Raw genomic sequence first — 25268 nt, 5'->3', positions numbered from 1 at the left:
CCCCTCAGAGCGCTGAATCGTCGGTCTCGCCGGTACGGATGCGTACCGCCTGGCCGACGTCGAGCACGAAGATCTTGCCGTCGCCGATCGCGCCGGTGTTCGCCGACGCCTGGATCGCCTCGACCACGCGGTCGGACAGGCTGGCGGCGCAGACCACCTCGATCTTGATCTTCGGCACCATGTTGGTGCTGTACTCGGCCCCGCGATAGATCTCGGTCTGGCCCTTCTGACGGCCGAACCCCTTGACCTCGGTGACCGTCATGCCCGCCACGCCGATCGTGGTGAGCGCTTCGCGCACCTCGTCGAGCTTGAACGGCTTGATGATGGCAATGACGAGTTTCATCGCGCCCCTTCCCCTTGTTACGGGAGGTGCCTCGCAATGTGCGTGCCAGTTGGGTCATGGAGGGGTGAGGTGTGCACGGTGAGCGGGCAGCGGGGGTTTTGGGGTTAAAACTTGTGCAGTGCGGTGCGGGTGCCTGTTAAATAGGCAACCGCTACACCATCGTCATTCCCGCGGAGGCGGGAACCCATACTGGCTGGGTTTGGAGATAATCGCGGAGGTTCGCCAATATGGGTCCCCGCCTTCGCGGGGATGACGGTAGTGGTGACTGTCGAACTCAGTGGCGGAAGTGGCGCATGCCGGTGAAAACCATTGCGAGGCCGGCTTCGTCCGCCGCCGCGATGACGTCGGCGTCGCGGATCGAGCCGCCGGGCTGGATCACCGCGGTCGCACCGGCCTCGACTGCCGCGAGCAGGCCGTCGGCGAACGGGAAGAACGCGTCGGAGGCGACCGCCGAGCCGATCGTGCGCGGCGTGGACCAGCCGGCCTTGTCCGCCGCGTCCTTCGCCTTCCACGCGGCGATGCGCGCGGATTCGAGGCGGTTCATCTGCCCCGCGCCGATGCCCGCGGTGCTGCCGTCCTTGGCGTAGACGATCGCGTTGGACTTGGTGTGCTTGGCGACGGTCCAGGCGAAGCGGCAGTCTATCAGCTCCTGCTCGGTCGGGTGGCGCTTGGTGACGACCTTCAACTCGCCGGGCGTGCCGTTGTCGCGACCCTGGACGAGCCAGCCGCCGGCGATCGACTTCGCGGTGAGGCCAACGCGCGCCGGATCGGGAAGCTCGCCGGTCAGCAGAAGGCGAAGGTTCTTCTTGGCGGCGAACAGCGCGATCGCCTCCTCGTCGGCATCGGGGGCGACGACGACTTCGGTGAAGATGCCGGTTATCTGGCGTGCGGTCTCGGCGTCGAGCGTCCGGTTGACGGCGATGATGCCGCCGAATGCCGACACCGTGTCGCAGGCGAACGCCGCGGCATAGGCGTCGGCGAGCGTGGCGCCGGTCGCGACGCCGCAGGGGTTGGCGTGCTTGACGATCACGACGGAGGGCTCGGCATCGCGGAACTCGGCGATCAGTTCGAGCGCGGCGTCGGCGTCGTTGAGGTTGTTGTAGCTGAGCGCCTTGCCTTGAAGCTGGCGGGCCTGGCCGATGCCTTGGACTGAACCGGTCGCGGTGTAGAAAGCGGCGGACTGGTGCGGGTTCTCGCCGTAGCGCAAGCTATCGCCGCGCTTGAGCGTGATCGGCAGGGTGGCGGGAAACTGCTCCGCCTGGTCGACGGTGCCGAACCAGGTTGCGATCGCCGAGTCGTAGGCGGCGGTGGTGGCGAAGGCCTTTGCGGCGAGTTTCTTGCGGTCGTCGAGCGTGGTGGTGCCGCCCGAGACCAACGCATAGTCGGCAGGGTCAGTGACGATCGCGACATAGGCGTGGTTCTTGGCCGCCGAGCGCACCATGCTGGGGCCGCCGATGTCGATGTTCTCGATGATGAGGTCGCGGTCGGCGCCCTTCGCGACGGTGGCCTCGAACGGGTAGAGGTTGACGATCACGAGGTCGATCGCGCCGATCTTGTGCTCGGCCATCGAGGCGGCGTGGCCAGCGTCGTCGCGGACCGCGAGCAGGCCGCCATGGACCATCGGGTGGAGCGTCTTGACGCGGCCGTCCATCATTTCGGGGAAGCCGGTGAGTTCGCTGACGTCGCGGACTTCGAGGCCTGCTGCGCGGAGAGCGGTGGCGGTGCCGCCGGTCGAGACGAGTTCCACGCCGTTTGCGGCCAGCGCCTTGCCAAGATCGACGATCCCGGTCTTGTCGGAGACGGACAGGAGCGCGCGCTTGATCGGGATGCTGGTCATGAGGGTCTTTCGTCGGGGGTCGCCGTGCGGCGGTGCCTTAGCGTTGGTTGCCGCCCGGGAACAGGGGGGCGTGCGGGTGACTCCCCGTCCACCATTTCCCGTCATCCTGACAAAAGTCAGGATCCAGAGCCACGAAGGTGGTCGTTTGGTATCCTGGGTCCTGACTTTCGTCAGGATGACGGAAGTGGGTTGGCTGGCGTGGGTCTTCGAATTGCACGCCTGCAGACGTTAGGTCAGGCCTTCTTCATCGCCCAGCTTACGCTCGCGCCACCGGCTGCCGCTTCGCCCGTAATCATCAGTTGCTGCGTCGCGACCGGGCGGCCGTCGGCGTCGATCCAGACGCTGTCTTCGACCACCAGTGCGCCGCCGCGGCAGCGGAATTGCCACAGCGCGCCGCCGGGGAGGCGGAGGATCGCACCTAGGCCGTCCGCGGTCGGGGAGACCTGCACGCCCTCCCCCAGATGGAAGCGGATCGCGAACAACGACAACCCGGCGCGGCGCTTGCGGCCCTGCGGCAACAGCGCGTCCTCGCCGCGGAGTTCGCGGCCGTCGCCGGTGAGCATCAGCTGGCGGCGGTGGAGGAAGCCCCAGCGGCGGACATAGCCGTCATGGCTCGCCTCGATCCGGCTGGCGGCATCCGATTCCTGGCGGCTGAGCTCGACTTCGCCGACGCCGCGACCGAGCGTGCCGTCGGCAAGGATCGCGGTCGAGTTGCTGTCGGCGATCGTCAGCGTGGAATGGGCTGCGGTCGAGCGCAGGCCCTCGACCATCGCGGGCGGGAGTTGCGCAATGCCTGCGCGGGCGCCGCCGCAATTGACGACGATCCGCGCGGGGCCATCGGAGAATTCGAACGCCAGCGTCGAGGCGCAGCCGCCTTCGACGAGGCGCGCGATCGGGGGTGGCGCGGCGTCGACGATCAGCACCGCGGTACCGGCGGCGAGGCGTTGATAACCCCAGTCGCGCGCCTGGCGGAGCGGACGCGTCCGGACGCCGCTGGCTTCGACGACCGCTGCGACCTGCGTTTCGCTGGCCGGACCGCCACCCTGCCAGCTCGACAGGCCACGATCGGCGTGCGCGACGCCGAGCAGCGCGGCGACCATCCGGGTGAGCGTGACCGCGACCGTCTCGGGGAGTTCGGCGCTGCGGGCGGCGTAGCTTTCCTGAAGCAGGGTGAGCAGCTGGATCGAATCGAGCAGCATCGCCGGGCTGCGCGACACCGAGCCGCCATCGTCGAACAGGCCGGTGCCGAGCGCGCGGAGCAGGCCGGCCTCGCCGAACGCCTGGCGCGGTTCGCCGCCGGGGATGAGGAGGCCAGCGGCGACGACTCCGCACCACGCGGCGATGCGCGGCGCACCGGCCGGGACCTTGTCGGCGGTGCGGTCGAGGTGGAGTGCGCCCTTTGCGAGCGCGTTGAGCACCTTCGAGCGGTAGATCTGGTCGGAGGACGACAGGATCAGTGGCGCGTGTGCGGTCCAGGCGAGGATGCGGCGGCCCCACATGTCCGGGCGCCACGCGATCCCGCCTTGCGTGTCGGCGTGCGCGGTCAGCCAGAGGCCCATGAGGTATTCGGCGATCGGGGCGCCCCGCGCGCGGGTCGCTACGGTCGAGAGATCGCGCAGCCACGCGAAACTGTGCAGGTATTCTGCGAACGGTTTGGGCAGCGGCTTCGCAAGATCGAGCGTTTCGATGTCGCGCGCTTCGCCGCGGAACGAGAGGACGCCCTCCAGCAGCATCGTGCCTCGGGGGATGTCGCCGAGGATCGGATCGTCGGGGACCGCGATCAGCTTCAGCGGGTAGCGGCCCTTTAGGCGGAGCGTGTGGAGCGGGGTGCGCCACGTCAAGCGGTGGAAGCGCTCGGCCAGGCGATCGGCGAGCGACAGCCCCTTGTCGCCGCCGAGACGGATCAGGCGTCGGCCTTCGTCGATCCCGTCGGGGGCGGGATCGGTTACAAGATCGGGGGCTTCGTTCACCCCCGCAACGCGGCAATGTTGGCGGCGTAGTGGTCGGGGCCGCCGCGGAAGACCGAGGTGCCCGCCACCAGCGCGTCGGCACCGGCCTCGATGCAGCGCTTGGCCCATTCCGCGTCGACGCCGCCATCGACTTCGAGATCGATTGCGCGGCCGCTCTTTTCGATCATCGTGCGGATCGCGCTGATCTTCTTGAGCTGGCTGGGAATGAAGCTCTGGCCGCCGAAGCCGGGATTGACGCTCATCACCAGCACGAGGTCGACCATGTCCATGAGGTAGTCGAGCACCTTCGCCGGCGTGCCGGGGCAGATCACGACGCCGGCGCGCTTGCCGAGGCCCTTGATGTGCTGGAGCGAGCGATGGATGTGCGGCCCGGCCTCGTAATGCACGGTAATGCAGTCGGCGCCGGCCTCCGCGAACGCGTCGAGATAGGCGTCGACGGGGGAGATCATCAGGTGAACGTCGAACGGCTTGCTGGTGACGCCGCGCACCGACTTCATGACCGCGGGGCCGAACGAGATGTTGGGGACGAAATGGCCGTCCATCACGTCGATGTGGATCCAGTCGGCGCCGGCCGCGTCGATGGCGCGGACTTCCTCGCCGAGCTTGGAGAAGTCGGCGGAGAGGATCGAGGGGGCGATGCGGACGGGTTGCATGGGATTGTCCTAGCGCGGGATTGGGTTGGTGCGAAGTCCCTCATGATCCTCCCCTGCCAGGGGGAGGTGGCACCGCAGGTGACGGAGGGGGAGGACACGGAAGCTGCGGTGTCGCCCCCTCCCCCTCCGTCTGGCGAGTGCCAGCCACCTCCCCCTGGCGGGGGAGGATCGATTAGGTGCGCTTCAATCGGGCGATGAAGAAGCCATCGCAGCCGCCCTGGTCGGCCAGCATGCCGGGGAGCGTACGGACTGTGCCCGCCTCTGTCGGGGTGATGCCGGCGGGGAGTTCGGACTGGTCTACCGGGGCGATCGCGTAATCGCTGCGGGCGGCGAGGAACGCGTCGAGTTGCACCTCGCCTTCCGACGGTTCGAGCGAGCAGGTGGCGTACACCAATGTGCCGCCGGGCTTCACCCAGTCCGCTGCCCTTGCGAAGATGCGGGCCTGCAACGCCGCGGTCTCGGCGATGATCGAGGGGCGGACGCGGTGGAGGACGTCGGGGTGACGGCGGAAGATGCCCGTCGCGCTGCACGGCGCATCGATCAGGATCGCGTCGGCGGGCTCGGTCGGCGCCCATTCGAGGATGTCGGCGTTGACGACCTCGGCCTTCAGGTGCGTGCGGTAGAGGTTCTCGCGGAGGCGCTTGATGCGGCTTTGCGAATTGTCGACCGAGGTGACGGTCCAGCCTGCGCTCGCGAGTTGCAGCGTCTTGCCGCCGGGGGCTGCACAGAGATCTAGGACATTCCCCTCCCCTTTCCCCAGCAGGTGCGCGGGGAGCGAGGCGGCGATGTCCTGCACCCACCAGGCGCCGTCGCCGAAGCCGGCCATGTCGGGGACCGAGTCATGGTCGCCCAGGCGGAGATGCCCGGGCATGAAGCTTTCGCCGCCGAGTTTCTCGCGCCAGCCTTCGGTCTCGGACGGGTCGGCGATCGTCAGGTCGAGCGGCGGCACCTGCGCGATCGCGCGGCCGGCGGCGTCGACCATCTCCTCGCCCCATGCGGCTTCCCAGCGCAGTTCGACAGGGGCCGGCAGCGTCGGCACTTCGGGGAGCAGCATGTTGGCGCGAAACAGCGTGCCGAACACGCCGTGGACCAGCTTGCGCGGGCCGCCGTCGACCAGCGGCAACACGGTCGAGATCGCGGCGTGCGACGGCGTACCGAGGATCAGCACCTGGACGAGCGCGATCCGCAGCGCCATCCGCGCCTTCGCATCGTCGGGGAGATTGGTCTTGGTGACCGAATCGATCATCGCGTCGAGATCGGGGAGGCGGCGCAGTGTCTCGGCGGCGATCGCGTGCGCGAGGCCGCGGTCTGGGCCGTGGATCGCGCGGGTTGCGGCCGGCAATGCGGATTCGAGCGACTCGCCGCGACGCAGGACGGCGTCGAGCAGGCGGAGTGCGGCACGGCGAGTGGGGACGCCGAGCGGCTCGGGGGCGTGGGTATAGTCGGGCATATGAAGGTCCTTCGCGTTCGGTTTGACGCGCGGCGTGTGGCAAAGCGGCGCGGCAGGGCCCATGTGGCGGTTACGACGCCAACACGCAAATCCGGAGAGCCGCGATGGGCCAGCGCCCCGATCATCTGAAGCCACCCGAATATCTGGCGAAGAATACGCCGGTGCCGAAGCCCGAGGCGATCGTGCCCGACAAGGACCCCGAGCCGCGCGATCCGACGCGCTATGGCGATTGGGAGCTGAAGGGCATGGCGATCGATTTCTGAGGCGCTCGACCCACCTCACCACCCCGGCGGAGGCCGGGGCCCAAGTGGCAAGGTGGTCGTAACGTAGCGCTGCCCTTCGTTAGCGACGTTGCCCAGTTGGGCCCCGGCCTCCGCCGGGGTGGTGCAATGGCTAGGGCGAGCGGATGGAATCTGCGGCAGCGGTCCTGACGCAGGCGGAACGATTTCCCCGGCGGCGCGTCGCCGCTATGATGAGGAGATTCTTCGAGAAACGCTGGGTTAAAGTCACCGGCGTTGTTGTTGCGAGCGTGCTCGTGCTGGGGCTGGTGGGGCTTGCCGCGTTTCCGTGGGGATCGCTGAAAGGCGTGATCGAGCGGCAGCTGACCGCGCGGTTCGGGCGGCCGGTGACGATCGGCGGGATCGAGCGGGTCGATGCGTTCGGGTTCAATCCGACGATCCGGATCACGAACGTGCGAATCCCGCAGGCCGACTGGGCGGGCAAAGGCGAATTCGTCGACCTGCGCGAGGCGGAGGCGACGTTCTCCGGGCTCGGCTTGCTGAAGGGCGCGTTCGGGCCGCGCGACGTGAAGGCGCGCGGACTGCATCTGGTGCTGGTGCGCGACAAGCATGGCCGGACCAACTGGGAGCGGCCGGGCAAGCCCAAGGGCGGCGGCAGTTCGACCGATCTCGACGGGCTGACGATCAGCGACAGCGTGATCGAGTATCGCGACGACAAGCAGGACCGCTTCGTCACCGCGCGGTTCGTGTCGGATCCGGTCCACGGTATCCGCGCGAACGGGTCGGGCACGATCCGCGGGGCGGCGGTGCGGATCGCGGTCGCGGGGCCTTCGGTGGACAAGTTTCAGGGCAAGCCCTGGCCGTTCACCGCGTCGATCGATGGTGAAAAGCTGTCGATTGCCGCCAAGGGGCTGATGGATCGGCCGCTCGATACCGACGCGATGAGCCTCGACGTGACGGCGCGCGCGACCGATCTGAAGCTGATCGACGCGGTGATCGAGGCGGGGCTGTTCCGCACGCAGCCGGTGTCGTTCAGCGCACACGTCCGGCACGACCAGCCGAAATGGACCGTGACGCAGTTGAAGGGCGTGGTCGGGCGCTCCGATTTTGCGGGGCACGTCACGGTCGACAAGCAGGCGGGGCGCAGCAAGGTCAATGGCGACATCGTCTCGCGGCAGTTCGATTTCGGCGACCTCGCGTCGGATGAGGGCAAGGCGGAAGGCGCCGCGCTGGAGCGCGCGATCGGGCCGCGGCTGGTGCCGAACACGCGGATCGATATCGGCAAGATCGATACGACCGACGCGCGGATGGGGTTTCGGATCGGGCGGATCGTCAGCGCGAAGGGTGCGTCACCGATCCTGGCCGCGAAGGGCGTGCTGGCGATCGATCATCAGCTTCTGACGCTGAGCGAGCTGGTCGCGCGACTGTCGCATGGCAACGTCACCGGCAAGGTGACGGTCGACCAGCGCGGCGACCGAAAGGTGCCGACGGTCGATATCAACCTCAGGTTGCGGGGCAGCAGCGTGCAGGCGCTGGCGGGCGGTGGTGGCGATTTCAGCGGTAACGTCAGCGCGCGGGTGCGGCTGAAGGGACCGGGCGAGACAATCCGTGCGGCGGTCGGGCGGTCGAACGGGACGATCGGGTTCGTCGCGCGCGACGGGCAGTTGCCGCAGGGGATCGCCGCCGCGCTCGGGTTCGATGCGGCGCGCGCGTTGCTGGCGAAGGATGGTGAGCGGGCGGGGTTGCGGTGCGTGGTGCTGAAGCTCGATGTGACGCGCGGGCATGGGCGGGTCGATCCGATGATCGTCGATACTACCGCTAGCCAGTTGCGTGGCGTGGGTAGCGTGGTGTTTCCGGGGGAGACGTTGGACATCCGGCTGACGGGCACGCCGAAACAGCATGCGCTGCTGCGGTTGCCGGGGTCGGCGTACATGACGGGGACGATCGAGCGGCCGCATGTGACGATCCCGCCCGAGGTGAAGTCGGTGGGGAATATCTTCAAGGCGATCGGGCGGGCGATTACTGGCAAGCAGGGGCCGACGGCGGGGGATGCGGATTGTTCGGGGTTGGCGGCGCGAGTGTTGCGGTGATTGCTGATCCTCCCCCGCAAGGGGGAGGTGGCTGGCTCTTGCCAGACGGAGGGGGAGGTAAGGGCAACGTAGGTTCCGTGTCCTCCCCCTCCGTCACCTTCGGTGCCACCTCCCCCTGGCGGGGGAGGATTGCGAGGTCCGCTTCTCCTTGTTCTCCCGCGAAGGCGGGAGCCCAGTCTGGGTCCCCGCCTTCGCGGGGAAACAGTCTTGGGGATTAGCCGGCCTCGCCCTTCAATGGCCGCGCGAGGAGGTCGCCGATGACGTCGCTGACCGGCGCGCCTTCCAAGAGGCGGCAGACGGCTTCGGTGATCGGCATGTCGACGCCGGCGTCTCGCGCGGCTTCGCGGAGGACGGGGGCGGTGAAGGCGCCTTCCGCGACAGTGCGGCGGTCGGCGAGCAGCGTTGCGGCGGAGTCGCCTCTCCCCAAACCGACGCCGAGCGAGAAATTGCGGGAGCTGGTCGAAGAGCAGGTCAGGACGAGGTCGCCCAGCCCCGATAACCCGGCGAGCGTTTCCGCGCGGGCGCCTCGGGCGAGGCCGAAGCGGGTCATCTCGGCAAATCCCCGCGCGATCAATGCGGCACGCGCGTTCTGGCCTAGCCCTGCCCCCTCGACGACGCCGCAACCGATCGCGAGGACGTTCTTCACCGCGCCGCCGATCTCCGCGCCGGCGACGTCGGTCGAGGCGTAGGTGCGGAAATGGCGCGCGGCGAGACGCGACGCGAGACGTTCGCCGAGGTCGGAATCCTCGCATGCTAGCGTGACTGCGGTGGGCAAGCCGGCGGCGACTTCGTGCGCGAAGGTGGGCCCGGAGAGGACGGCGATCGGTGCGTCGGGGTGTACGGCGCGGGCGACTTCGCCGACGAGACGCTTGCTGCCGGCCTCGATGCCCTTGGCGCACAGGACGAGCGGGATGCGGCCGACCGGGGCGGCGGCCAGGACGCTGCCGACGTGTTGCGCGGGGGCGACGACGAGAATCGCGTCCATGTCGGCGAGTGCCGCTAAGTCTTCGGTCGCGCGGATCGTCGGGGAGAGCGCGACGCCCGCGAGGAACAGGCTGTTCTCGTGGTGGGCGTTGATCGACTCGACCACCGCGGTTTCGCGGGCCCAGAGGATGACGTCCCGACCTTCGTGCGCTGCGACCTGTGCGAGTGCAGTGCCCCAGGCTCCGCCGCCGATGACGCCAATCTTCATATCATGGGCCTTCATGCCTTCACTCCTGCGCCACGCACCGCTTCGGCGTTCGGATCGAGCGGCCAGCGCGGGCGCGCGGCGACGTCGAGCGGGTCGGTGAGGCCGGCGGCGAAGCGCTCTGCGCCGGCCCAGCCGATCATCGCGGCGTTGTCGGTGCAGAGCCACAAGGGCGGCGCGACGAAGCGGAGGCCGTGGGCGCTGGCGAGCGTCTGCAACGCGCCGCGGACCGCGGTGTTTGCGGCGACTCCGCCCGCGACGACCAGCGCGGTGGGGCGGCGAGTGCGCGCGCCATCCCTACCCCCGTTCGCTTCGAGCGCAGTCGAGAAGTCGCCGCGTGGGATCGGTGTCTCGACTTCGCTCGACACGAACGGTAATTTTTGCAGTGCCTTGGTCGTGCGGTCGATCAGGCAATCGACGACCGCGGCCTGGAACGAGGCGGCGAGGTCCTCGGGCGAATATTGGCCGACGACGCGCGCGACCGCGCTCTTCAGGCCGGCGAACGAGAAATGCGGTTCGGCGGAGCCCTTGAGCGGACGCGGCAGCGGGACTGCCTTCGGGTTGCCGAGTGCGGCGGCGCGTTCGACCGCAGGGCCGCCGGGGAAACCGAGGCCGAGCAGCTTGGCGGTCTTGTCGAAGGCTTCACCTGCCGCGTCGTCGATCGTGGTCGCGAGCCGGCGATATGCGCCAACGCCCTCGACCAACAGCAACTGGCAATGGCCGCCGGAGACGAGCAGCAGCAGGTACGGAAATTCGAGATCGGGGTCGGACAGCCGCGGCGACAGCGCGTGGCCTTCGAGATGGTTGACCGCGATCAGGGGTTTGCCGGCCGCATGGGCGAGCGCCTTGCCGGTGACAAGCCCGACCATGACGCCGCCGATCAGCCCCGGTCCGGCGGTGGCGGCGATCGCGTCGACGTCGGCCAGCGTCAGCTTCGCGTCGGCGAGGGCCGCGACGATCAAGGGCTCCAGCGCCTCGACATGCGCGCGCGCGGCAATTTCGGGGACGACGCCGCCGAACGGGGCGTGTGCTGCCTCCTGTCCGAGCAGCCGGTGCGCGAGGACTTGGCGGTCACCGGTGACGAGCGCGGCGGCGGTTTCGTCGCAGGAGGATTCGATGCCGAGGATGATCATCGTGGCTCTGTATATGGGTGCGCGAAGCTTGTCGAAGCCCCGCCCTTTCTGCATGGCGCACGGGATGACTCGTTTTCGGCTCGGTACGCGCGGTTCGCCGCTGGCGCTCACCCAGGCGGGCATGGTGCGCGATGCACTGTGCGCGGCGCATGGCTGGTCGCCCGACGCGGTCGAGATCGTCGTGATCCGCACCACCGGCGACCGCGTCCAGGACCGCGCGCTGGCCGAGATCGGCGGCAAGGCGCTGTGGACCAAGGAACTCGATCGCGCGCTCCATGACGGCGACATCGATTGCGCGGTGCATTCGATGAAGGACGTCGAGACGATCCGGCCCGCGACGTTGAGAATCGCGGCGATGCTGCCGCGTGCCGATGTCCGTGATCGGCTGATCGGGGCGGAGACGCTCGCCGACCTGCGACCGCATGCGGTGGTCGGGACGAGTTCGCCGCGGCGGCGCGCACAGATGCTGCGGCTGCGCCCGGACCTGGAGATCGTGCTGATCCGCGGCAATGTCGATACGCGGCTCGGCCGGGTCGCGAGTGGCGAGATGGATGCGACGTTGCTGGCGGCCGCGGGGCTCGACCGGCTCGGGCGCGACGACGGTCATGCGATCCCGACCGATGTGATGCTGCCGGCACCGGCGCAGGGTGCGGTCGGCGTCGAGGTGCTCGCCGGGAGCGCGGCGGGCGAGATCGTCGCGGCGATCGACAACCGTGATACGAGTTTGTGTGTGCTGACCGAGCGTGCGCTGCTCGCGCGGCTGGGGGCGGATTGCCATTCGCCGGTCGCGGCGCTGGCGTCGCTCGCGGGCGAGACGCTGACGTTGCGCGCCGAGCTGATCGCCGAGGACGGCGCGTGCGATGTCGACGGATCGATCGAGGGGACGATCGACGACGATCTCGGGACGGCGCTCGCGGAAGATCTGCTCGCGCGCGCTCCCGCCAGCGTCAGACAGCTGTTCGCGGCATGAAGCCCGTCGTGGTGCTACGGCCGGAGCCCGGCAACACGCGCACCGCGACGGCCTTGCGTGCGCTTGGGCTGGAGGTGCGGCAGGTCCCGCTGTTCGCGGTCGTGCCGGTCGACTGGACGCCGCCCGATCCTGCCGGGTTCGACGGCCTGTTGCTGACCAGCGCGAACGCGGTCCGGCATGGCGGCGCCGGGCTGGACGCGTTCAAACGGTTGCCGGTCGTCGCGGTCGGTGCAGCGACGGCGGCAGCAGCGAGCGAGGCGGGGTTTGCGGTCGCGGTGACGGGCGGCGAGGATGCGCGCGCGGTGGTGGCCGAGGCGCGCGATCGGGGGTTCGCGCGGTTGCTCCATCTTGCCGGGCGCGAGCGGGCGCCGACCGAGGACGGCGTCGAGGCGATCACCGTCTATGCCAGCGACGCGGCATCCGTGCCTGCGGACGTGGCGCGGTCGTTCGAGGATGCGGTGGTCCTGGTGCATTCCGCCCGTGCCGCCGCGCGGTTGGCCGAACTGGTCGACGGGGCGGGCGCGGATCGATCCCGCACCGCGCTGGTCGCGATCAGCCGAGCGGTCGGCGATGCGGCCGGTACGGGCTGGGCCGACCTGGCGATCGCGCCCGAACCGAGCGATTCCGCGGTCGTCGCAACCGCCGCTGCATCTGCGAACACGCGCACGATTGACCAGCGCGCGCGCGGCGGGGATAAGCACGCCATGAGCGACTACGTGCCGACCGATCGCCCACGGGCACGCGGACCCAAAATGGGTGTGATCCTTACCCTTGTCGGCCTCGCGTTCGTCGCCGGGCTCGCGCTGATGGCGTATGCGGCCAAGACCGTCCCGTGGTTCGGCTTCACGCATTCCACCGCTGGCGCCACGACCGCGCAGCAAAAGCTGTCGTCGTCCGCCACCGGGTATATCCCGTCGCAGCCGCTTGGCCCCGATGGTCAGCCGCAGGCCGCCGCGCCGGTCGATACCGCGGTACTGGCAACCCGCGAAGCGACGCTGGCGGCGCAATTGACCGCGCTCGAGGCGCGTACCGCGGCGATCACGACCGATGCCAGTGCCGCGGGCGGACAGGCGACGCGCGCGGAAGGGCTGATGGTCGCGTTCGCCGCACGCCGCGCGCTCGATCGCGGCGTAGGGCTCGGTTATCTGGAGGAGCAGCTTCGCCTGCGCTTCGGCCAGGCGCAGCCGCGCGCGACGATGCTGCTGATCCAGGCCGCGCGCCAGCCGGTGACGCTGGAGGATCTGCGCCAGGGCCTCGACACGATCGCGCCCGATATCACGACCTCGACCGGGGAGGGCTGGCTCGACACGATCCAGCATCAGATCGACTCGCTGGTGGTGCTGCGCAAGGCCGGGACGCCTTCGCCGATGCCCGCCGACCGCCTTGCGCGCGTGCGCCGGCTGCTCGAAGCGGGTCAGGTCGAGGCGGCGCGGGCGGAGGTGGCGCGGTTGCCGGGTGCGGCGCAGGCCGGCAACTGGATGGACGCCGCCCGCCGCTACGTCACCGCGCGGCAGGCGCTCGACGTGATCGAGAATACCGCGCTCATCGGCCAGGCCGGCCAGCCTCAGCCGGCCCCGGTGGTGATCCCGGCGCCGGTCATCGTGACGCCCGCGCCGGACGCCGCGGACGGCGTCTGAGCCGCTCGGTCGTCAAAAGGGTGGAGGAACCGCCTTTACGAAGCGCACCGTGACGATCCGATCGCCGTCGACGATCACCCCGGTATCCCATTCGCCACCCGCGAATATCTGGTATGCTTCCCATCCGTGATCCTTGACGGCCTTCAGGTCGGTCCTGGTCAAGGGGTTGCGATCCCAGGCATCGACATAGCGCCGTATCGCCGTGATGCTCGAAATCGGGAATTTGCTGATCGCCGAGCGGCCGCTGACGATCGGCGTGATCGCGTCTTTCGGCATGTCCTTCATTTCGTCGCGATGCCCCTTGGCGTAATCCCGCATTTCGCGCGCACCGCGGTCGTCGATGCTGATCTGGACCTTACGATCATAGGCGTTTTTTAATGTGCCGAGGAGGCGGATCACAGTGAACGCGCGATCGCCCAGTCCCGGATCCAGCGCGAAGAACGCATAGCGCTTGGCCTCGCACCTTGCCGGACCGGCGCTCGGCTCCGCCCACCGGTATAGCGGGGTCGACGACACCGCTTGCGCGCGCGCCGGCGGCAGGGTGCCCTCCCGACGCATCACCGGTGCCAGGGTGATCGTCGCGCGCACCTTCTCGCAAAAGCCGGGCTGGCTGGCAGGCACGGCTGCCGCAAAAAGCTTGATCTCGGTTGCTTCGGGCGTGTCGGGGGGGGGTGGAGGCACCATACCCTCCGGACCGACGACCGCTTCGACGATCGGCGGATGGGGCGAGGTCAACAGCGCATCCCCCAACGCCGCGGGCGTCATCGCGCGCGCCTGTTCCAGCGTTAACGGCGGACCGTCCCGGCGAACCTCGATCGTTGCCGCAAGCATGGCGAGCACCAGCATGGCCTAATCTCCGTTCGCAACGCGCTCGATCAACGCCATCGCAGCGTGAGGCGCGCGGACCTTGGCGCCGTTGATGAAGAAGACGAACGTCTCGCGAGGCGTCTTTGCCGGCATGGTGTCCTCGACATAGGGTAGGTCTTCGGGTCGGCCACCCGCTGCCCAGGTCTTCGCCCGGGCGGCCCAGTCGTCGAGCGCGGTCGGCGCGTAGCCGGCGATGAAGCGCTCCTCGGCGTCCTCCAGCCGCGCATAGACGAAATCGCCGGTGACGTCGGCGATCGCGGGGTATTCGGCGGACTGCGCGAACACGATCGCGACGCCGGCGTCGCGGCACATCGCGACGAATTCGGGCACCGCGAAACTCTCGTGCCGGACCTGGATCGCATGGCGTAGCGCAAGGCCGTCCTGCTTGGCGGGCAGCAGCTTCAGGAACGCGGCGAAATCGTCCGCATCGAACTTTTTGGTCGCCATGAACTGCCACAGGATCGGCCCGAGCCGGTCGCCGAGCTCGGCGATCCCCTGTCCGGTGAACTTGGCGATCGACTCGCCCGCCTCCGCCAGCACCTTGCGGTTGGTGCAGTAGCGCGAGGCCTTGAGCGCGAAGACGAAGCCGTCGGGTACAGCCTTGGCCCAGGACGCGAAGGTCGCGGGCTTCTGGCTGCCGTAATAGGTGCCGTTGATCTCGATCGCGGTGACGCGTTCGGCGGCATAGTCGAGTTCGCGCTTCTGCGGCCATTTCTCGGGATAGAAGGTCCCGCGCCACGGCTCGTAGGTCCAGCCGCCAATACCGATTCTGATGCTCATGCCGACGAGTGTAGCGCCGTCGGGACCGGGTTGGCGATGGCGGAAGCGGGCTCAGCCGAGCATCATGCCGTTTCACCGAACGATGCGAGCACGGCGCGGGCGCCGATGCGTTCGAGCCGATCGAGATGCGCGATCAGCATGCTACGCAGGTCCGGGTCGGGGCGGAAGGCGAGCAGCCCGAGCAACGCGTCGACGCGCTCGGTCGATGTCGTCGCGCCGGACACCGCTGCGCCGAGCCGATCGGCGATCGGATCATCGATCGCGAACGTCTCGCCCGTATCGGTCACTCCGGATTGCCAGCGCATCCAGGCCGCGACCGCCAAGGATAGCGCATCGGCCGACTGCCGCTTCGCGCGACGGTCGCCGATCGGTGCGAGCAGGCGCTGAGGGAGTTTCTGCGAGCCGTCCATCGCGATCTGGCGGGTACGATGCTGGAGCGCGGGGTTGGCGAAGCGCGCCATCAACGCGGCCCGGTATTGCGCGATATCGAGCGCGGCGGGGGGATCGAGAGTCGTGGCGCTCTCGTCCCACAGCGCCTCGACGAAGGCGCGCGCCTCGGGCTGCGCGACGACCTCGTGGACGAAGTCCAGCCCGGCCAGCCCGCCGAGATAGGCGATCGCCGAATGCGCGCCGTTGAGCAGGCGCAGCTTGGCGTCCTCCCACGGTGCCACCGCCTCGGTCAGTTGCACGCCGAACGCCGCCAAATCGGGGCGTTCGCCGGCGAAGCGATCCTCGATCACCCACTGGGCGAACGGCTCCGCCTTCACCATCGCGTGATCCTCGACCCCCAGCGTATCCGCCAGCGCGGCGATATCGGCGGGCGTGGTCGCGGGCACGATCCGGTCGACCATCGTCTGCGGGAACGTCACGGTGGCAGCGATCCAGTCGTGGAGATCCGCATCGTGCGCGGCGGCCATCGCCAGCACCGCATCGCGCAATAGCGTACCGTTGTGCGGCAGATTGTCGCACGAGAGGATCGTCAGCGGGCCGGTGCCCGCGGCATGGCGCGCCGCGAGTGCGGCGACGAGGAACCCGGGCGCGGTCCGCGGTGCGGCGAGCGAGGCGAGATCGTGTGCGACGTCGGTATCGCCAGCCTGTAGCGTGCCCGTGGCGCGATCGAGTTTGTAGCCCTTCTCGGTGATCGTCAGCGTGACGATGTGCGTGTCCGCCGACGCGAGCGCGGCAACCACCGCCGCTGGATCCTCGGGCGCTACCAGGATGTCCATGATCGCGCCGATGACCTGCAACCGCTCGGCCTCACCGTCACGGACGACGAGCGTGTAGAGACCGTCCTGCGGCGCCAACTGATCGCGGACGCCCGCGGATCGCAGCGAGACGCCGGTGATGCCCCAGCGCGGATCGCCGGCCGCCAGCGCCTGTTCGAACACCGCCGCCTGATGCGCGCGGTGGAATGCGCCGATGCCGAGATGCACCACGCCGCGCTTGACGCGCGACCGGTCGTAGGTCGGGCGCGCGACGGCGGCGGGCAAGCGGTCGAGCGTGGCGGTCGACAGCCTCACAGCCGGTACGCCTGTTTGACGAGATCATAGGCGAGCGCGCGGGCGACCTCATGCGCTTCGTCCTCTTCGAGCCGGTGTTCGGCGACCAGCTTGGCGAGGAACGCGCAGTCCATTCGGCGTGCGACATCGTGGCGCGCGGGGATCGACAGGAAGGCGCGGGTGTCGTCGTTGAAGCCGACCGTGTTGTAGAAGCCGGCGGTCTCGGTCGCGCGTTCGCGGAACCGGCGCATGCCTTCTGGACTATCGTGGAACCACCAGGGCGGGCCGAGCTTCAGCGCCGGATAATGGCCGGCGAGCGGGGCGAGTTCGCGCGAATAGGTGTCCTCGTCGAGCGTGAAGAGGATCAGCGTCAGCGCCGGGTTGTTGCCGAACCGGTCGAGCAGGGGTTTCAGCGCGCGAACGAACTCGCCGGGGAGCGGGATGTCGCCACCCTTGTCGCGGCCGAAGCGTGCCAGCACCGAGGCGTTGTGGCTGCGCGAGACGGCGGGATGGAGTTGCATCACCATGCCGTCCTCGACCGACATCGCCGCCATCTCGGTCAGCATCTGCGCGCGGAAGAGTTCCGCGTCGGCGGCGGTCGGTTGGGCCATGACCCGGGCGTAAAGCGCTTCCGCTTCGGCGGGTGTCAGGTCTGCGGTCGCGGCAGAGGGATGGCCGTGATCGGTCGAGGTGGCGCCTGCCGCGCGGAAGCGTGCGCGGTGGAAACGATGTGCGGCGAGATAGCCCGCATAGTTGCCGATATCGGCGTTCGCGGTCTCGCCGAAGCGGCGGACGTTGGCGGCGAAGCCCGGCGTCTCGGGATCGACGACCGGGTCGGGGCGATAGGCGGTCACGACGCGGCCGTTCCAGTCGCTCGCGCGGATCGCGGCGTGGTGGTCGAGCGGGTCGAGCGGGCTTTCGGTGGTCGCGATCAGTTCGATGCCGAACCGGTCGAACAGCGCGCGGGGGCGGAATTCGGGCGTCTTCAGCGCGGCGCCGATCGTGTCGTAATACAGGTCGGCGGTCGCGGGTTCGAGGCGGACGTCGATCCCGAACGCCTCGGCGAACACCCAGTCGAGCCACATCCGCGAGGGGGTGCCGCGGAACAGGTGGTAGTTCTCCGCGAAGATGCGCCAGATTTTCCGCGGATCGGTTTCGGTCGGGCTGCCATCGACCGTCGGCACGCCGAGCACGCCGAGCGACACGCCCTGGCTGTAGAGCATCCGGAACACGTAGTGATCGGGGACGATCAGCAGCGAGGCGGGATCGCTGAACGCCTCGTTCCGCGCGAACCATGCGGGATCGGTATGGCCGTGCGGGCTGACGATCGGCAGGTCCTTTACCCCCGCGTGCAGCGCGCGCGCGATGTCGCAGGTGCGGCCTTCGCTGGGAAACAGGCGGTCGGGGTGGAGACGTAGCGGATGGGTCATGCGAGGCGTTCCGGATCGACGGGGGTATAATGCGGTACGAGCAGGTGGATAACCAGCAACGCGACGAGATAGGCGCAGCCGGCGACGGCGAAGATCGGACCATAGCTGCCGACGCCGGCAAGGATAGTGCCGGCGAACTTGGCCATCAGCATGCCGCCGCATGCGCCCGCCAGCCCGCCGAGACCGATCACCGATCCGCCCATGCCGCGCGGAAACAGATCGCCGGGGATCGCGTACACGTTGGCGGAGAAGCCCTGGTGGCATGCGCAGGCGAGGCCGATCGCCGCGACCGCCCACCAAAGGCCGGGGGCCTGCGCGGCGAAGATGATCGGCAATGCGAACAGTGCGCAGGCGAACAATGCGGTCTTTCGCGCGCGGTTGGGCGTCTGGCCGCGTGCGAGCAGTCGCGACGAGAACCAGCCGCCCGCGACCGATCCGACATCCGCCAGCACGTACACCGCGACCAGCGGCGGGCCGAAATCGAGCATCTTCACGCCGTATTGCCGGTTGAAGAAGTCGGGCAGCCAGAACAGGAAGGTCCACCACACCGGATCGATCAGGAAGCGACCGAGCATATACGCCCAGGTCTGGCGCAACCGGAGCAGCGTGCGCCAGCGGACCGGCTTGGCGGCGGGCACGGGATCAGCTTCGATCCAGGCCAGTTCCTCGGGCGTGACGCGCGGATGCTTGCGCGGCGATCGGTAGAAGGCGAGCCAAGCGACCAGCCAGAGCACGGTCAGCGCGCCGGTCGCGACGAATGCCATCCGCCAGCCGAACGTCACCGCGATGACCGGCACGATCAACGGCGTGAGGATCGCCCCGACGTTCGAGCCCGCGTTGAAGATGCCGATCGCCAGCGCACGCTCGCGTTGCGGAAACCATTCGTTGGCGGCGGCGAGTGCGGCGGGGAACGCCCCGGCTTCGCCGATCGCGAGCGGGATACGCGCGAAGATCATCATGCCGGCGCTGGTGAACAGCGCATGCGCGACATGGCCGATCGTCCACAGCGTCACCGCAACCGCATAACCGATCTTGGCGCCGACCCGGTCGACGAACCGCCCGAACAGTACGTAGGCGATGCCGTACGCCGCCTGGAACGCGATCGCGAGATCGGCATAGCCCTGCTCGCTCCAGTTATAGCGCGCCTGGAGTTCGGGTTTGAGCACCGGCAGCACGAGCCGGTCGATATAGCTCAGCGCGACGGCGGCGAAGAGCAGCGCGCAGACGATCCACCGCACTTTCCCGCGCGGTTTATCGGCTGCTGGGGTGGCCGCGTCTACCAGTTGCACAGCGTGCCATCCTCGAGCCGTGCGACCGGGAGATACGCGCGCTTATAGTCGTAGGTCGCGGCGAGATCCTCGTCGATGTCGACGCCGAGCCCCGGCGCGTCGCCCGGATGCATCACGCCGTCGTCGAAGCTGTACGCATGCGGGAAGACCGCATCGGTCTCTTCGGTGTGCGGCATATGCTCCTGCACGCCGAAATTGGGCACGGACAGCCCGAAATGCAGCGCCGCCGCCATCGCCACCGGCGACAGGTCGGTCGCGCCGTGGCAGCCGGTCCGCACCTGATACAGGTCGGCGAGCGAGGCGATCCGGCGCAGATGCGTGATGCCGCCCGCGTGCACGACGGTCGCGCGGATATAGTCGATCAGCTGGTTCTGGATCAGGTCCTTCGCGTCCCAGATCGAATTGAACACCTCGCCCACCGCGATCGGCGTCGTCGTGTGGTGGCGGATCAGCTTGAACGCTTCCTGGTTCTCGGCCGGCGTCGGATCCTCGATCCAGAAGAGATTATACGGCTCCAGCGCCTTGCCGAGCCGCCCCGCCTCGATCGGCGTCAGCCGGTGGTGGATGTCATGGAGCAGGTGAACGTCCCAGCCCATCGCCTCGCGCGCCGCCTTGAACAGTTCGGGGACGACGCGGAGGTATTTCTCGGTGGACCACACGCTCTCGCTCGGCAGGTCGGCATCGGCGGGTTCGTAGCGCGCGCCGTGCTTGGCGACGCCGTAGGTCGAGGCGAGCCCCGGTACGCCGCATTGCAGCCGGATCGCCTTGTAGCCCTTCGCCTGCTCCGCCTTCGCGACCGCGATCGTGTCCTCGATCGTGGTGCCGTTGGCGTGCGCATAGACCATGCACGCATCGCGCGCCGCCCCGCCGAGCAACTGGTACACGGGCATGCCCGCGAGCTTGCCCTTGATGTCCCACAATGCCGTATCGACCGCAGCGATCGCCGCCATCGTCACCGGCCCGCGGCGCCAGTAGGCGCCCTTGTAGAGATACTGCCAGATGTCCTCGATCCGGTGCGCGTCGCGGCCGATCAGGCACGGTACGACGTGATCGGTCAGGTAGCTGGCGACGCTCAACTCACGGCCGTTGAGCGTGGCGTCGCCGAGCCCGGCGGTGCCGTCGTCGCATTCGATCTTCAGGGTGACGAAGTTGCGGCCCGGACAGGTGACGATGACGCGGGCGGAAACGATCTTGGGCATCGCGGATCCTTCAGGCGATTTCGAGGATGGCGGATTTGAGCTGTGCCGAACTCGGCCCGGCCATGATCGTGAACAGGCCCGGCTCGACGACCTCACGCATGTCGACGTCCCACAGCGCGAACGCGTCGGGGCCGAGCGTGAAGCGCAACGTCCGCCGCTCGCCGGGCGCGAGCGTCACGCGTTCGAACCCCTTCAGCTCCATCACCGGTCGCGCGACCGACGACACCTGGTCGCGGACATAGACCTGCACGACCTCGTCGCCGGCGCGCTGGCCGATATTGGCGACGTCGACCTCGACCCCGACGCTGCCCGCAATGCCGATCTTGGCCGCCGATAGTCGCGGTGCGCTGACGTCGAAGCGCGTGTAGCTGAGGCCGTGGCCGAACGGGAACAGCGGCGCCGTATCCGCGAACAGATAGCCGCGCTGCGTCGATGGCTTGCGGTTGTAATAGAACGGCACCTGCCCGACTTCTCGGACCACCGTCACGGGCAGCTTGGCACCCGGATTGATCCGCCCGAACAGCGCCTCGGCCATTGCGGTGCCGCCCTCCTGCCCCGGATACCAGCATTCGAGCACCGCGTTCGCCTTCGCGATCACGTTCGGCCAGCTCGGCGGACGGCCATTGATCGCGGCGATCACGATCGGCTTGCCCAGCGCGTGCAGCGCGTCGAACAGCGCATTCTGCTCACCTAGCAGGTCGAGCGTGGTGCGATCGCCCAAGTGGTTCGCCGAGAACCCCTCGCGGCTGGTCTGCTCGGTATCGCCGATCGCGAGGATGATCGTGTCCGCACCGCGCGCGACCTCGACCGCTTCGGCGATCAGCGCGCGGTTCTTGGTCGGATCGGCTAGCAGCACTGCGTCCTGCGAGCGGTCCTCGCTCTGCGTGATAAACACGCCCTGCGCGTGGACGATGGTCGCGCCGCCGCCGACCAGCGTGCGCACGCCGTCGAGCAGCGACACCGTCTGGCGCGGCGGCGCGGAATAGCCGCCGAGCCGCGCGATCGCCGCATTGGGCCCGATCACCGCGATCCTGCCCGTGGGCGCGAGTGGCAGCGTGCCGTCGTTGGTCAGCAGGCACATCGATTTGCGGGCCGCGTCCAGTGCGACGCCCCGCGCTTCGGCATTGCCGGTGAGGCGAGCGGCGGCGCGGGCATCGACGGCCGACTCCTCGAACAGCCCGGCACGAAACTTCAGCGCCAACATCCGCGCGCAGGCGGCGTCGACCTGCGCGATCGGCACCGTCCCCGCGCGCACCTGGGCGGGGAGCGTGCGATAGGCCATCCCGTCGGGCAGTGCGCTATCGACGCCTGCCGCCAGCGCCAGCCGCGCCGCCCCGTTCAGGTCACGCGCGACGTGGTGGATCGTGTCGAGCTCCTCGATCGCGCCGTAATCGCTGACGATCGCGCCCGAAAATCCCCATTCGCCGCGCAGCACGTCGCCGAGCAGCCAGTGGTTCGCATGGCTCGGCACGCCGTCGATCTCGTTATACGACGGCATCACCGCGCCGATCCCGGTCCGCGTCACGACCGCGCGGAACGGCGGGAAGAAGCTCTCGCGCAGTTCGCGCTCGCCGATCGGTGCGGGGCCGATATTGTTGCCGGCCTGGGGCTGGCCGTGACCGGTCATGTGCTTCAGCGTCGCGAAGACCTTGCCGGGCGCCAGCGTCGTGCTGTCGCCCTGAAGGCCCTCGACCGCGGCTACCCCCATCTCGCCGCACAGGTACGGGTCCTCGCCGAACGTCTCCTCGATCCGGCCCCAGCGCGGATCGCGGGCGATGTCGACGACCGGCGACAGTGAAAGGTGGCTGCCATGCGCGCGCACCTCGCGGCCGATGATCGCCTGTCCGCGGCGCATCAGGTCGCGGTCGAAGCTGCCTGCCATGCCGATCGCCTGCGGGAACATCGTCGCGTCGGGCGCCATGTAGCCGTGCAGCGATTCCTCGTGGAAGATCACCGGGATGCCAAGCCGCGTCCCCCGCGCCCAGCGCTGGACCGCGTTGACGAACGCGATCGTCGAGGCCGAGCCGCGGAACCGAGCACCGGTGCCGCCTGCCACCGCCGCCACCGATGGCCCGCCGCGCAGATCCGACGGGCGCGTCACCTGCCCGAACCCGGCCGGATACGCCGCGGTGGCCCGCGCAGGATCGAACGTCAGACCGCCGACGGTCATCACGTCCGCCTTGGTCGCCCATAGCGAAATGGTCTGGCCAACTTTCTCCTCGAGCGTCATCCGCGCCATCAGATCGCGGACCCGAAGGTCGACCGGCGCGCGGGCATCACGGTAGATCGGGGTGGCCGCCGCAGCCTGCGCGACCCCGGGAATGAGCCCCGCGATGGAGACCGATCCGAGCAACCCGAAAAGGTCGCGGCGGGTCGGCATCATGGCTGGCATCGTGGGCGGTACGATCCCTGTTGTCTCCGTATCGGCCACGATCATCTCCTAATATTAAACGCGGCATTGCTGTCGAAGCCGTCGTCGTGATAGCGATAACATGGCTGATCATCCGCGATCCTGTCAATGTGGCGCGGAACGGCGGGAGAGGATTATGACGCAATTCGGCCGATGGATCGGTAAGCTCGTGCTGCTGTTCGGCGCGGTAATTGGTTTGACCGGACCGGCGCAGGCCGAAGACGGCTACGACCTCTGGCTACGCTATCATGCCACGGTCACAGGCGCGCGCGTTGCCCCGACGATCGAAGCGCGCGGCGATACGCCGACGCTGCGTGTGGCGGCGGACGAATTGCGGCGCGGCGCGGGCTTGTTCGGGACGAGCACGCCGCCGATCCTGCTGGCCACCGCCAGCGATCGCGCCGTCGCGGCGCTTCGCTTGCCGTTGGCCGCGCTCGGCGACGAAGGATACCGGATCGGCCTCGTCACGCTCGATAGCCGCCGAGTTCTCCTCGTCACCGCCAACACCGATCGCGGCGTGCTCTACGGCAGCTTCGCGCTGCTGCGGCACCTGCAGACCGGTGGCAGCCTCGACCGTATCGCCCTGACCTCGAGCCCCCGCGTGAAGCTGCGGGTGCTCAACCATTGGGACAATCTGGATGGCGTGGTCGAGCGTGGTTATGCCGGCGCATCGCTGTGGGACTGGTGGACGCTCCCCGATTTCCACGACCCGCGCTACACCGACTACGCGCGTGCCAACGCATCGATCGGGATCAACGGCACCGTCCTGAACAACGTCAACGCGAAGGCGGATAGCCTGACCGCGCCGTATATTGCCAAGGCCGCGGCGCTCGCCGATGTGTTCCGGCCGTACGGGATCAAGGTGTATCTGTCGGCGCGGTTCTCGGCGCCGATCGAACTCGGTGGCCTGAAGACGGCCGATCCGCTCGACCCGCAAGTCGCGGCATGGTGGAAGGCGAAGACCGACGAAATCTATCGCAGCATCCCCGATTTCGGCGGCTTCCTGGTCAAGGCGAACAGCGAGGGTCAGCCGGGCCCGCGCGATTACCACCGCAGCCACGCGGACGGCGCCAACATGCTCGCCGCCGCGGTCGCGCCGCATGGCGGGATCGTGATGTGGCGCGCGTTCGTCTATGCCGAGACCGACCCGGAGGACCGCGCGAAACAGGCCTATACCGAGTTCAAACCGCTCGACGGCACGTTCGCGAAGAACGTCATCGTCCAGGTCAAGAACGGCGCGATCGACTTCCAGCCGCGCGAGCCGTTCCACCCGCTGTTCGGGGCGATGCCGAAGACCCCGCTGATGATCGAATTCCAGATCACCAAGGAGTATCTCGGCTTCGCGACGCACCTCGCCTATCTCGGGCCGATGTTCGCCGAGACGCTTGGTAGCAAGACGATGCGGACGCCGGACGAAACCGTCGCCGATGTCGTCGATGGGTCGGTCGAAGGTCACACGCTGACCGGCATGGCGGGGGTCGCGAACATCGGCCGTGATCGCGACTGGGGAGGCTCCACCTTCAACCAGGCGAACTGGTACGCGTTCGGGCGGATGGCGTGGGATCCGACGCTCGGCGCCGCGCCGGTCGCGCGCGAGTGGGCGGCGATGACGTTCGCGCCCTCCTCCGGCATCGTCGATCCGGTCGTGGCGATGATGATGGGATCGCGCGAGGCGGTGGTCGACTACATGACGCCGCTCGGCTTGGCGCACGTGATGGCGACGGGGCATCATTACGGTCCGGGTCCGTGGGTCGCCGATCTCAAGCGGCCCGAATGGAACCCGGTCTATTATCACCGCGCCGACAAGGCCGGGATCGGCTTCGACCGCACCAAGACGGGGAGCAACGCGGTCGCGCAATATGCCCCTGCCCTCGCCCGCACACTTGCCGATCCGGCGACGACGCCGGAGCGCGAACTACTGTGGTTCCACCATGTGCCGTGGACGTACCGGACGAACTCGGGACGTTCTGTATGGGCGGAAATGGTCCATGATTACGATGCGGGCGTGGGTTACGTGACCGGCATGCGTCGGCAATGGGACGGCGTGAAGACCGAGGTCGATGCAGAGCGCTGGGCGAAGACCGCGACGTATCTTGCGATCCAGGAGCGCGAGGCACGCTGGTGGCGCGATGCGAGCCTTGCCTATTGGATGTCGATCAATGGCCTCCCGCTGCCGGCAGGCGCCGCGGCACCCGCGCACGACCTGGCGTGGTACAAGGCGCAGCGCTTTCCGTACGCGCCCGGCAACCCGCAATAGCAGCGCGCCGACACTAGATACGAGGA

19 protein-coding genes are annotated in these 25268 nt (G+C 68.7%); 5 read left to right on the top strand and 14 right to left on the bottom strand.

Translation table 11 applies throughout. The features are described 5' to 3' along the window. Positions 1-4: 4 nt before the first annotated feature. The 5 genes from O6W96_RS10795 to O6W96_RS10775 all read right to left on the bottom strand — a co-directional run bounded on the left by O6W96_RS10795 (position 5) and on the right by O6W96_RS10775 (position 6253). Complete coding sequence (locus tag O6W96_RS10795; RefSeq protein WP_056053652.1) at positions 5-343, bottom strand: P-II family nitrogen regulator; 339 nt, start codon at positions 341-343, stop codon at positions 5-7. 274 nt (positions 344-617) lie between these two features. After that, positions 618-2180, bottom strand: a complete 1563-nt coding sequence (gene purH, locus O6W96_RS10790) for a bifunctional phosphoribosylaminoimidazolecarboxamide formyltransferase/IMP cyclohydrolase (protein WP_353469545.1) — start codon at positions 2178-2180, stop codon at positions 618-620. Between the two features lie 233 nt (positions 2181-2413). Then, complete coding sequence (locus tag O6W96_RS10785; protein WP_353469544.1) at positions 2414-4150, bottom strand: heparinase II/III family protein; 1737 nt, start codon at positions 4148-4150, stop codon at positions 2414-2416. Next, complete coding sequence (gene rpe, locus O6W96_RS10780; protein ID WP_353469543.1) at positions 4147-4803, bottom strand: ribulose-phosphate 3-epimerase; 657 nt, start codon at positions 4801-4803, stop codon at positions 4147-4149. The genes O6W96_RS10785 and rpe overlap by 4 nt, the downstream gene beginning before the upstream one ends. Positions 4804-4975: 172 nt before the next feature. Continuing rightward, on the bottom strand, positions 4976-6253 hold the full coding sequence (locus O6W96_RS10775; RefSeq protein ID WP_353469542.1) for an RsmB/NOP family class I SAM-dependent RNA methyltransferase: 1278 nt from the start codon (positions 6251-6253) through the stop codon (positions 4976-4978). Between the two features lie 104 nt (positions 6254-6357). Here O6W96_RS10775 and O6W96_RS10770 point away from each other — a divergent pair, with 104 nt between their 5' ends. Both O6W96_RS10770 and O6W96_RS10765 read left to right on the top strand, forming a co-directional pair. After that, positions 6358-6516, top strand: a complete 159-nt coding sequence (locus O6W96_RS10770; protein ID WP_082441494.1) for a DUF1674 domain-containing protein — start codon at positions 6358-6360, stop codon at positions 6514-6516. A 143-nt stretch (positions 6517-6659) separates the two neighbouring features. Beyond that, entirely contained in the window at positions 6660-8582 is a 1923-nt protein-coding gene (locus tag O6W96_RS10765) for an AsmA family protein (RefSeq protein WP_353469541.1), read from the top strand. Positions 8583-8796: 214 nt separating this feature from the next. On the opposite strand, the gene O6W96_RS10760 is transcribed toward O6W96_RS10765, so the two are convergent. Both O6W96_RS10760 and tsaD read right to left on the bottom strand, forming a co-directional pair. After that, positions 8797-9774, bottom strand: coding sequence for an NAD(P)H-dependent glycerol-3-phosphate dehydrogenase (locus tag O6W96_RS10760; protein ID WP_353469969.1), 978 nt, complete (start codon positions 9772-9774; stop codon positions 8797-8799). A gap of 11 nt (positions 9775-9785) precedes the next feature. After that, on the bottom strand, positions 9786-10904 hold the full coding sequence (gene tsaD, locus O6W96_RS10755; protein ID WP_353469540.1) for a tRNA (adenosine(37)-N6)-threonylcarbamoyltransferase complex transferase subunit TsaD: 1119 nt from the start codon (positions 10902-10904) through the stop codon (positions 9786-9788). Positions 10905-10968: 64 nt separating this feature from the next. Between tsaD and hemC the strand changes: the two genes are divergently transcribed. Together hemC and O6W96_RS10745 are read left to right on the top strand one after the other, a co-directional pair. Beyond that, positions 10969-11874, top strand: a complete 906-nt coding sequence (gene hemC / locus O6W96_RS10750; protein ID WP_353469539.1) for a hydroxymethylbilane synthase — start codon at positions 10969-10971, stop codon at positions 11872-11874. Further along, entirely contained in the window at positions 11871-13511 is a 1641-nt protein-coding gene (locus tag O6W96_RS10745) for a uroporphyrinogen-III synthase (protein WP_353469538.1), read from the top strand. Before hemC ends, O6W96_RS10745 begins: the two co-directional genes overlap by 4 nt. A 12-nt stretch (positions 13512-13523) precedes the next feature. Here O6W96_RS10745 and O6W96_RS10740 read toward each other — a convergent pair whose 3' ends face one another. From O6W96_RS10740 to O6W96_RS10710, 7 genes are all read right to left on the bottom strand, one after another. Further along, positions 13524-14357, bottom strand: coding sequence for a hypothetical protein (locus O6W96_RS10740; RefSeq protein WP_353469537.1), 834 nt, complete (start codon positions 14355-14357; stop codon positions 13524-13526). A gap of 3 nt (positions 14358-14360) precedes the next feature. Next, complete coding sequence (locus O6W96_RS10735; protein WP_353469536.1) at positions 14361-15158, bottom strand: DUF72 domain-containing protein; 798 nt, start codon at positions 15156-15158, stop codon at positions 14361-14363. 62 nt (positions 15159-15220) lie between these two features. Further along, complete coding sequence (locus O6W96_RS10730; RefSeq protein WP_353469535.1) at positions 15221-16678, bottom strand: mannitol dehydrogenase family protein; 1458 nt, start codon at positions 16676-16678, stop codon at positions 15221-15223. Then, positions 16675-18087: a glucuronate isomerase gene (gene uxaC, locus O6W96_RS10725; protein WP_353469534.1), complete on the bottom strand. Its 1413-nt coding sequence runs from the start codon at positions 18085-18087 to the stop codon at positions 16675-16677. The genes O6W96_RS10730 and uxaC overlap by 4 nt, the downstream gene beginning before the upstream one ends. After that, entirely contained in the window at positions 18084-19325 is a 1242-nt protein-coding gene (locus O6W96_RS10720; protein ID WP_353469533.1) for an MFS transporter, read from the bottom strand. Before O6W96_RS10720 ends, uxaC begins: the two co-directional genes overlap by 4 nt. 38 nt (positions 19326-19363) lie before the next feature. Further along, complete coding sequence (gene manD / locus O6W96_RS10715) at positions 19364-20575, bottom strand: D-mannonate dehydratase ManD (protein ID WP_353469532.1); 1212 nt, start codon at positions 20573-20575, stop codon at positions 19364-19366. A 10-nt stretch (positions 20576-20585) separates the two neighbouring features. Beyond that, the gene (locus O6W96_RS10710; RefSeq protein WP_353469968.1) at positions 20586-22955 is read right to left on the bottom strand and encodes a glycoside hydrolase family 3 N-terminal domain-containing protein; all 2370 of its coding nucleotides are present in this window, start codon (positions 22953-22955) and stop codon (positions 20586-20588) included. Positions 22956-23121: 166 nt separating this feature from the next. On the opposite strand from O6W96_RS10710, the gene O6W96_RS10705 reads away from it, so the two are divergent. Continuing rightward, positions 23122-25242, top strand: a complete 2121-nt coding sequence (locus tag O6W96_RS10705; RefSeq protein WP_353469531.1) for an alpha-glucuronidase family glycosyl hydrolase — start codon at positions 23122-23124, stop codon at positions 25240-25242. The last annotated feature ends 26 nt before the right edge of the window (positions 25243-25268 follow it).

Origin of the sequence: Sphingomonas faeni, from assembly GCF_040407495.1 — a bacterium.
GTDB classification, from domain to species: domain Bacteria; phylum Pseudomonadota; class Alphaproteobacteria; order Sphingomonadales; family Sphingomonadaceae; genus Sphingomonas; species Sphingomonas faeni_D.
The sequence above is the reverse complement of the archived record's forward strand: the minus strand, read 5'-3'. Positions and strand labels throughout refer to the sequence as shown.